At 46.4% G+C, this 8,288-nt stretch carries 9 protein-coding genes; all 9 read left to right on the forward strand.

Annotated elements, in window-relative coordinates; genetic code table 11:
- The first annotated feature begins 19 nt into the window (after positions 1-19).
- The 9 genes from BCU12_RS15660 to BCU12_RS15700 all read left to right on the forward strand — a co-directional run bounded on the left by BCU12_RS15660 (position 20) and on the right by BCU12_RS15700 (position 8,238).
- Positions 20-964, forward strand: a complete 945-nt coding sequence (locus BCU12_RS15660; protein WP_102405185.1) for a DUF523 and DUF1722 domain-containing protein — start codon at positions 20-22, stop codon at positions 962-964.
- The gene (phrB, locus tag BCU12_RS15665; RefSeq protein ID WP_102405186.1) at positions 961-2,436 is read left to right on the forward strand and encodes a deoxyribodipyrimidine photo-lyase; all 1,476 of its coding nucleotides are present in this window, start codon (positions 961-963) and stop codon (positions 2,434-2,436) included. The genes BCU12_RS15660 and phrB overlap by 4 nt, the downstream gene beginning before the upstream one ends.
- Before the next feature lie 133 nt (positions 2,437-2,569).
- On the forward strand, positions 2,570-2,998 hold the full coding sequence (locus BCU12_RS15670) for a nuclear transport factor 2 family protein (protein ID WP_102405187.1): 429 nt from the start codon (positions 2,570-2,572) through the stop codon (positions 2,996-2,998).
- A gap of 2 nt (positions 2,999-3,000) precedes the next feature.
- Complete coding sequence (locus BCU12_RS15675) at positions 3,001-3,717, forward strand: SDR family NAD(P)-dependent oxidoreductase (RefSeq protein ID WP_102405188.1); 717 nt, start codon at positions 3,001-3,003, stop codon at positions 3,715-3,717.
- A complete protein-coding gene (locus BCU12_RS15680; protein ID WP_102405189.1) occupies positions 3,717-4,970 on the forward strand; it encodes an FAD-dependent oxidoreductase in 1,254 nt (417 codons plus the stop codon). The genes BCU12_RS15675 and BCU12_RS15680 overlap by 1 nt, the downstream gene beginning before the upstream one ends.
- Complete coding sequence (locus BCU12_RS15685; RefSeq protein ID WP_102405190.1) at positions 4,967-5,746, forward strand: DUF1365 domain-containing protein; 780 nt, start codon at positions 4,967-4,969, stop codon at positions 5,744-5,746. Before BCU12_RS15680 ends, BCU12_RS15685 begins: the two co-directional genes overlap by 4 nt.
- A 96-nt stretch (positions 5,747-5,842) precedes the next feature.
- Entirely contained in the window at positions 5,843-7,123 is a 1,281-nt protein-coding gene (locus BCU12_RS15690) for a cyclopropane-fatty-acyl-phospholipid synthase family protein (protein ID WP_102405191.1), read from the forward strand.
- On the forward strand, positions 7,101-7,637 hold the full coding sequence (locus tag BCU12_RS15695) for a DUF2878 domain-containing protein (RefSeq protein WP_102405192.1): 537 nt from the start codon (positions 7,101-7,103) through the stop codon (positions 7,635-7,637). The genes BCU12_RS15690 and BCU12_RS15695 overlap by 23 nt, the downstream gene beginning before the upstream one ends.
- Before the next feature lie 7 nt (positions 7,638-7,644).
- Positions 7,645-8,238, forward strand: a complete 594-nt coding sequence (locus BCU12_RS15700; RefSeq protein ID WP_241909849.1) for a chalcone isomerase family protein — start codon at positions 7,645-7,647, stop codon at positions 8,236-8,238.
- Positions 8,239-8,288: the final 50 nt, after the last annotated feature.

Genomic DNA, 8,288 nt, shown 5'->3' on the forward strand with positions numbered 1-8,288 from the left:
TGATGGGCAGGAGGCTCTTATGAAAAACAAACTACAAATCGGCATCAGTGCCTGTGTAACTGGTCAACAAGTTCGATATGACAAAAGTCACAAACGTTCGTCGTTTTGTATGGACGAATTGAGTGAGTTTGTTGAGTTTAAACCTGTCTGCCCAGAAATGGCCGTAGGATTACCCACGCCAAGACCAACCATTCGCCAGATCTCAGTGAATGATGTGATTAAAGTGTCACGACCTGACGGCAGCAGCGATGTCACCGACGCCATGACCGAATTTGGCCAAAGCCACGCTAAATCGAACCCGCAACTGGCTGGCTTTATTTTCTGCGCGAAAAGCCCAAGCTGTGGAATGGAACGCGTCAAAGTCTATCAAGAAGACGGTAAAGGCTCGGTGAGCAATGGCATTGGTCTGTTCGCTGAGCAAATCATGAAGAACAACCCACTGCTGCCGTGTGAGGAAAATGGGCGACTCAATGATCAAGTCATCAGAGAGAACTTCATCACCCGTATTTTTACTTATCAGAAGTGGCTAGATCTGTCCCAGGAAGGCATCACGCTGCACAAGCTTATCGAGTTCCACAGCTCACATAAATACCTGGTGATGACTCATAATATTCAGCGCTATAAAGCTTTGGGCAAATTGTTGGCCGACCCGAAAGATTCGATCGATATCGTGGCTGAGAATTACATTTCAATGCTGATGGAGACTCTGACCATTAAAGCCACGAGACGAGGCCACACCAATACGCTGCAGCATTTACAGGGCTACTTCAAGAAGCAGCTCTGCGCTCAGAGACGAGAAGAGCTCACGCAAGAAATAGAGTCGTATCGATTAGGTTTAACACCGCTATTGGTACCGTTAACGCTGATAAAACACTACATGCTCGAATACCCAAATGACTATCTAGAACGACAGGTCTATTTGAGCCCGCACCCTAAAGCACTAAGATTGAGGTATGGATATTGAGCTCTCTACTGTGGCTTAGAAGAGACCTAAGAACCCACGATAACCCAGCATTGAACGAAGCAATCCGCTCTGGCGCCACCAGAGCGGTTTACATTTCAACGCCTAAGCAGTGGCAACAACATCACCTGGCTCCTATCCAAGCGGATCTTATTGCAAGGCATCTCAATAGCCTCGTCGATTCACTAGCAACGCTCGGGATAACGCTGGTGCACCTTAAAGCAACAGACTTTAAATCGCAGCAGTCAGTGCTTCAAGATTATTGCCAGCAAAACGGTGTCAGCACCCTATTTGCCAATCGCGAGCCAGAGCTCAACGAACGCCAGAGAGATGAAAGCATCGTTTCAAGTGGGCTCTCACTCACGCTATTTGACTGCGATACGATTGTACCGGTTGGCAGGCTTTTGACGAAAAGCGATCAAATGTTCAAGGTGTTCACGCCTTTCAAACGAGCATGGCTAAAGTACGTGCATGAATTCGGTATCGATTTAGAGACACGTAAAGATGGGTCAGACGCATCGAAGATAGAACACAGCAACACATCTTCTTCTGCCTCTACTTCTAGTTCTACCTCTACTTCCAGAAGTCAAACCGATAACAATAACCCGTTCGAGTTCGACTACCCTGTCGTTGACTCTTCAGCGTGGCCGTTAGCGACAACGATTCTGGACATTCACCTCACCGAGTTTTTCGAAGAGGCAGTGCATGATTACGGCCGGAATCGAGATTTCCCAGGCATCGATGGCACATCAAAACTCTCACCCTATCTCGCGATAGGCGCAATAAGCCCAAGAGTATTGGCTTCAAGGCTGTTACAAAATCAACCGGAACTCACCATCAATCATGATCTTGGGAGCTTCAGTTGGCTCAATGAACTGATTTGGAGAGATTTCTACAAACACCTCCTTTTCCACTTCCCAAATCTCATTAAGGGCGATAGCTTCCAAGAGAAATACCAACAGTTACCATGGTCATACGACACCGAACTGTTTCAAGCATGGTGTGAAGGCAAAACCGGCTACCCTTTAGTCGATGCGGCGATGAAGCAACTGGTTCAAACAGGCTGGATGCACAATCGACTCCGCATGGTCGTGGCCAGCTTTCTCACCAAGCATTTACTGATTGATTGGAAGCTTGGCGAACGTTTCTTTATGTCTCAGCTTATTGATGGGGATTTTAGTGCCAACAATGGAGGATGGCAGTGGGCCGCAAGCACAGGGTGTGACGCTCAGCCTTACTTCCGAATCTTTAATCCAATTACTCAGAGCGAAAGATTTGATCCAAACGGCGATTTCATTCGTACCTATTTACCAGAGCTTAAAGATGTTCCCAACAAACATATTCATTTCCCCCATCAGTATTTGGAATTGAATGGTCAAAATGATTTGTACACTGCGCCTATCGTTGAGCACAAGGACGCCAGACAAAGGGCATTACACTTCTTTAAGCACCACCAACCGAGTCTGCATGAGTAGTGACAATTGACATTCAGAATACCGATGTCAAAGCAGATGCAACGTCACTGACCAATACACGGTTGTTTGAATCCAAAAGCGACTGACATAAAGGGCACTCGGATTAATTTCCACAAAAATAAGGAACGTTCAAATGGAACAACCATTGTGGTTAGAAAGGTTTATCAATGTATACGAAGAGCTAGGAACGGAAAACCTAACGGCTCTGTCGACGGTATATCACCCTAGAATCACCTTCATCGATCCTTTGCACAAAGCAGAAGGGTTAAAAGCCCTTATTGAACGCTTTCATTTTAGCTATGAAAACATTCTTCAATGTGACTTCGACATAGACCATGTCTTTCAATCTAAAGACGAGGCGGCCGTTTACTGGACCATGACCTTTCGACATACCGCACTCAACAGCAAACAGCCAATCATAGTGACAGGGCACTCTCACCTTCGAGCAGAAGATGATTTGGTGATTTTCCATCGCGATTATCTCGATGTCGGCGCGATGATCTACGAGCATGTTCCATTTCTGGGCATTGCAGTGAGAAAGCTAAAACAACGAGCGAGTTGATCATGAAAATACTCATTACAGGCGCCACATCCGGTATCGGACAGGAATTGGCATTGCGTTACGCGCGAGAAGGTCATGACGTCATTGCATGCGGCCGTAATAACGCGAAGCTCGAACAACTTCAACAACAATATTCATCGATACAGCCGTTATGCTTTGATTTAACCGACTACGACAACTACCCCACTTGGCATCAAGGTCAGTCGTTAGATTTGGTCAATTTTAACGCCGGTGACTGCGAATACATCGATGATCCTCTCGACTTTGACGCCAAGAAGTTTGAGCGTGTAATAAACATTAACCTCATTTCAATTGGCTATGGGCTACAAACCTGGCTCAAGCACATCAAACCGGGGGGCAGAGTCGCATTGGTTAGCTCAAGTGCAGGCTTACTTCCGCTGCCTAGAGCAGAAGCCTATGGCGCGTCGAAAGCGGCGGTCACTTACCTAGGAAGAACGCTCGCGGTGAGATTGAGCGAATTGGACATCAATGTATCGGTTGTGCACCCCGGCTTTGTGAAAACCCCGCTGACCGACAAAAACACCTTTGATATGCCAATGATTATTACCACCGAAGAAGCGGCGGAAAAAATCATCTCTGGGCTTGCTAAAGGAAAATCGGAAATCAATTTCCCGACAATATTTGTATTTATTATGAAGTGCTTACGCTTTCTACCAACAAGCACATGGAACAAACTCGCAACGAAAATGGAGCAATGATGAAGAAAATTGCAATCGTCGGATCAGGCATTTCAGGGCTCACCTGCGCTTATCTACTCGACAAAGATCATGATGTCACTGTTTTTGAAAAAAACGACTACGTTGGCGGACACACAGCCACAGTAGACATCACTCATAAGGGCACTGACTACGCGATTGATACTGGCTTTATTGTCTTCAACGACAGAACCTACCCCAACTTCAATCGCCTGCTATCCAAGCTCGGAATTACTCAGCAAGAAACCGAAATGAGTTTCAGCGTACACAATCGTAAAACTAAATTTGAATACAATGGGCACGGATTGAACTCTCTGTTTGCCCAGCGTCGTAACCTGCTGCGACCTAACTTTTGGCGCCTTATTCTCGACATCGTTAAGTTCAATAAACTGTGTAAAGCCGCTTTCAACGAGAACAACATCGAAGAGAAGAAAACGCTCGGTGATTTCCTGAAGCAACACCATTTTTCAGAATTTTTCAGCGAACACTACATTCTGCCGATGGGCGCCGCTATTTGGTCAACCAGCCTAGAAGAGATGGAAAAGTTCGAGCTCAAATTCTTTATCCAATTCTTCTATCATCATGGCCTTCTTAACATTGTCGATAGACCTCAATGGTATGTGGTGCCAAAAGGGTCTAGAAGTTATGTGGACGTCATTCAAAGCCAGTTAAGCAAGCCCATTTTGACCAATGTTCACATCCAAAAAGTGGAGCGCAGTGAAGAATGCGTCACCGTCATTATGGAAGACGGAGAGCGCCTAAGCTTTGATGAGATCATATTTGCCAGTCACTCAGATGAAACGCTCGCACTGCTCGACGCTCCGACACAAGAAGAGGTGAACGTGCTTTCTGATATTCCGTACAGTCGCAATGAAGTCGTGCTGCATACGGATACCGCACTGCTACCCGACCGAAAATTAGCTTGGGCCAGTTGGAACTACATGCTCGATGGCGATGCCACTCGGCCTTCCTGTGTCACCTACAACATGAACATCTTGCAAGGCATTCAAAGCGAAGACACCTTTTGCGTCACCCTTAACCAAACTGAAGCCATTGACCCTGACAAGGTGATCAGAAAGTTTGTTTATCACCACCCTGTTCTCGACGCCCACAGTGTCAAAGCGCAAAAACAACGCCCTCAAATATGTGGAAAAAATCGTACCCACTTTGTTGGTGCTTATTGGTACAACGGGTTCCATGAAGATGGCGTGCGCAGTGCTCTAGATGTCACCAAGCGATTCGGGCAATCCCTATGAGTGAAAACAGCGGCATTTACTGGGGCAACGTTCGTCACCGTCGATTTGGCAAGGTCGAACATACGTTTACTTATCAGCTCTATATGATGGGTATTGACCTCGATGAACTGCCCGCACTGTGCGCGAGAAGCGTCGTTTTTGGTGAGCATTGGTACAACCCAATTCGGTTTAATGAAAAAGATTATTTAAAAAGTGAACCAGGCACCCTCAAGCAACGTATAAGTTTGAAAGTGAAGCAGTTAGGTGGTGATTGGAGTGACAAGAACCGAGTGGTTTTACTCGCTCAAGCACGTTGTTTTGGCCTCTATTTTAGCCCTATCAACTGTTATTTTTGTTACAGCGAAAGTGAAGAGTGTCAGTACATGCTCGCCGAGGTAAGCAACACGCCTTGGAAAGAAAGACACTACTATCTAATCAGAATGGGCGGAGAGATGAGAGTGAAGAAAGCGTTCCACGTTTCACCGTTTATGAACATGGACATGGACTACCACTGGACCATTTCAGCGCCAACAAAAAATACGCTGGTTCACATTGAAAATCATGCCAATACTCGAGCAGGCAGCCCAACAGAAAACAACGCCGCTGAGAACAAGGTATTTGACGCAACATTAGCGCTTCAAAAGCACGATGTGACATCAAAAGAGCTCATAAAAACACTGGGCTCAATACCCATGATGACACTCAAAGTCGTCTCAGGTATTTACTGGCAAGCATTGAAGTTATTTATCAAGCGAGTGCCGTTTGTGGATCACCCAGGTACACGCTCAAACGGATAGTCAGACCCAAGCAGTCATGAAGTTGTAGGCGTTGAGTTTGAAGACACGCATAACAAATAAAATTATCGAATTTAAGTTCTCTAAAGTGAGGTCGACATGGAACAACTAGCCAAACAAGAGCAAAACCTAACCTACCAACAGGCCGTTGACAGCAAAAGTAGTGCAGGAAAGTATCGGGGCTTAGTCTTATCTCTTCTTGGTAACCTAACGGATGCGTTTCTAGAAATCATCGACAACAACGAGCACTTCTCTTTTGGTGACAAAACGGCTCACCTGCATGGAAAAATCATTGTCAACGACAGCGCTTTCTACAAAGACGTGGTGCTTGGCGGCAGTATAGGCGCGGCGGAGTCATACATTGACGGTCGATGGAACAGCCCTAACCTCACAGACGTGATTCAAGTGATGGCAAGAAATCAGCATCACCTTGATCAAATTGAGAGTCGCGTACAGTGGCTCAGTAAGCTTAAGAACCTCTTTCTTCGCAGAAAAAATCAAAACTCAGAAGACGGTTCGAAACGAAATATTCTGGCGCACTATGACCTTGGTAATGAACTCTATACCCGTTTTCTTGACCCTGCGATGCAATACTCTTGTGCGATTTACAGTGAGCATGCGCCAACTCTAAGCGATGCCCAGCAACTTAAAATGCGCACAATTTGCGAGCGCTTAGAACTGAAAGAAAGTGATCGTGTCGTTGAGATTGGCACTGGGTGGGGTGGCCTTGCCATCTTTATGGCGCAGCATTATGGCTGCCACGTCACCACGACAACAATTTCAGACGCTCAGCACCAATACGCCTCAGAGAAAGTGGAAGAACTGGGGCTAAACAATAAAATTACGCTACTTAAGCGTGACTACCGAAAGTTGACCGGACAATACGATAAATTGGTCTCGATTGAGATGATTGAAGCGGTCGGCCATGAATACCTAGACACCTTTTTCCGCCAATGCTCGAGTCTACTTAAAGACGATGGAAAGATGCTGATTCAATCGATCACCATTGCCGATAAACGGTATGAGAAATACCGCAAAAGCGTCGACTTCATTCAAAAGCATGTGTTTCCTGGCGGTTGCCTGCCTTCTGTCTCCGTGATGTCTGATCATATCGCGAAAAATACCGACATGGTGGTTCATGAGATGCACGATATTGGGCTTCACTATGCGCGTACACTGCACGACTGGCGAGTGGAGTTTGAGCAACGTTGGGCTGAAATCAGCAGACTTGGTTATGGTGAAGAGTTCAGACGCCTATGGCTATTCTACCTTTGCTATTGCGAGGGTGCGTTTCTTCAAAGAGTGATCAGCACCCATCACGTTGTTGCTAGAAAACCACGTTACAGAGGACAAAACGATGAAACAGTTTTGGATTACTAACCTCGTTCTATTTCAAGCATGCTGGCTATGCGCGGCCTTTTTACCCAGCGCCATAGCAGGGCCATTGATGGTGACCTTGTGTGCGATTCATTTTTGGCTATCACCCACTCGACGAGAAGACGCCATCATACTCGCACTGGTTCCATTAGGGCTTGTGGCTGACGCCATTCAGTTGAGATTGGGCGTGTTTGAGGCAGGGAATACCTTTTTTCCATTTTGGTTACTGATGATGTGGGTAATGTTCACCATCAGCTTGAACCATAGCCTTAAATGGTTGAGTCGTTGCCCTCCTGTCGCTTTGATACTCATCGGAGCAATAGGTGGAACCGCCAGCTATTGGGGCGGAATCAAAGCCGGAGTGATTGAACCCCTGCTTCCAACTCATATGGTTATTTTGTCTTTAGCGTTAGTCTGGGCAATCGTGATACCCACTTTTGTGCGACTGAGACGGCAGCTGATGTTATCGGCTCAGCAGCCCAATCCACCGAGCAAACCACACAGTAAAATAGGGTGAGGCCGTTATGTCTACTTCAACCATTCAGGTATCACAGCGTTCAATTTTAGGTCACGCAATGTTGGCCAGCCTTGTGCTGCTGAGCCTAACCTTGTCGCCTGCTTCATTTGCAAGCCCAGTGGCTTCGTTAAACCCTGTGGCTTCGTTAAACAAGGTGGGCGCAGGCCAGATGGATTACCTGTTCTGGTCAATATACAAAGCCGAATACTATCTCGATTCAGATTTAGACCAAGCAACGCTAACGGTCGAAGAGAAGCTGAGTGATGACAGCACGAGAGCACTTAAAATCGAATATTTAAGAGCAATCGAAAGCAAGGCCTTGATTCAGGCAACAGCGGAGCAATGGCAGCAGCTTGGCTACCCGAAAAGCAAAATTGATCAATGGGTTGCACCGCTCAAAGTCATTTGGCCAAACGTAGAATCTGGCAGCACGCTAACAGTAAAAGTCACCTCACAAGGGGCAAGTCAGTTTTACTTCAATAACGCCTTGATAGGCCAAGTTCAAGACGCCCAGTTCGGCCAAGCTTTCTTATCGATATGGCTGTCTGAAGAGACCTCGGAGCCGCAGCTTCGCAGGCAGTTACTCGGCTTAAGAAAGTAAAAAGAGGGGGGGTCACCAAGTCAACACCTCTGAACCTGTCACTCAATAAC

Source organism: Vibrio sp. 10N.261.55.A7 (assembly GCF_002877365.1).
In the GTDB taxonomy this organism is placed as follows: Bacteria; Pseudomonadota; Gammaproteobacteria; order Enterobacterales; family Vibrionaceae; genus Vibrio.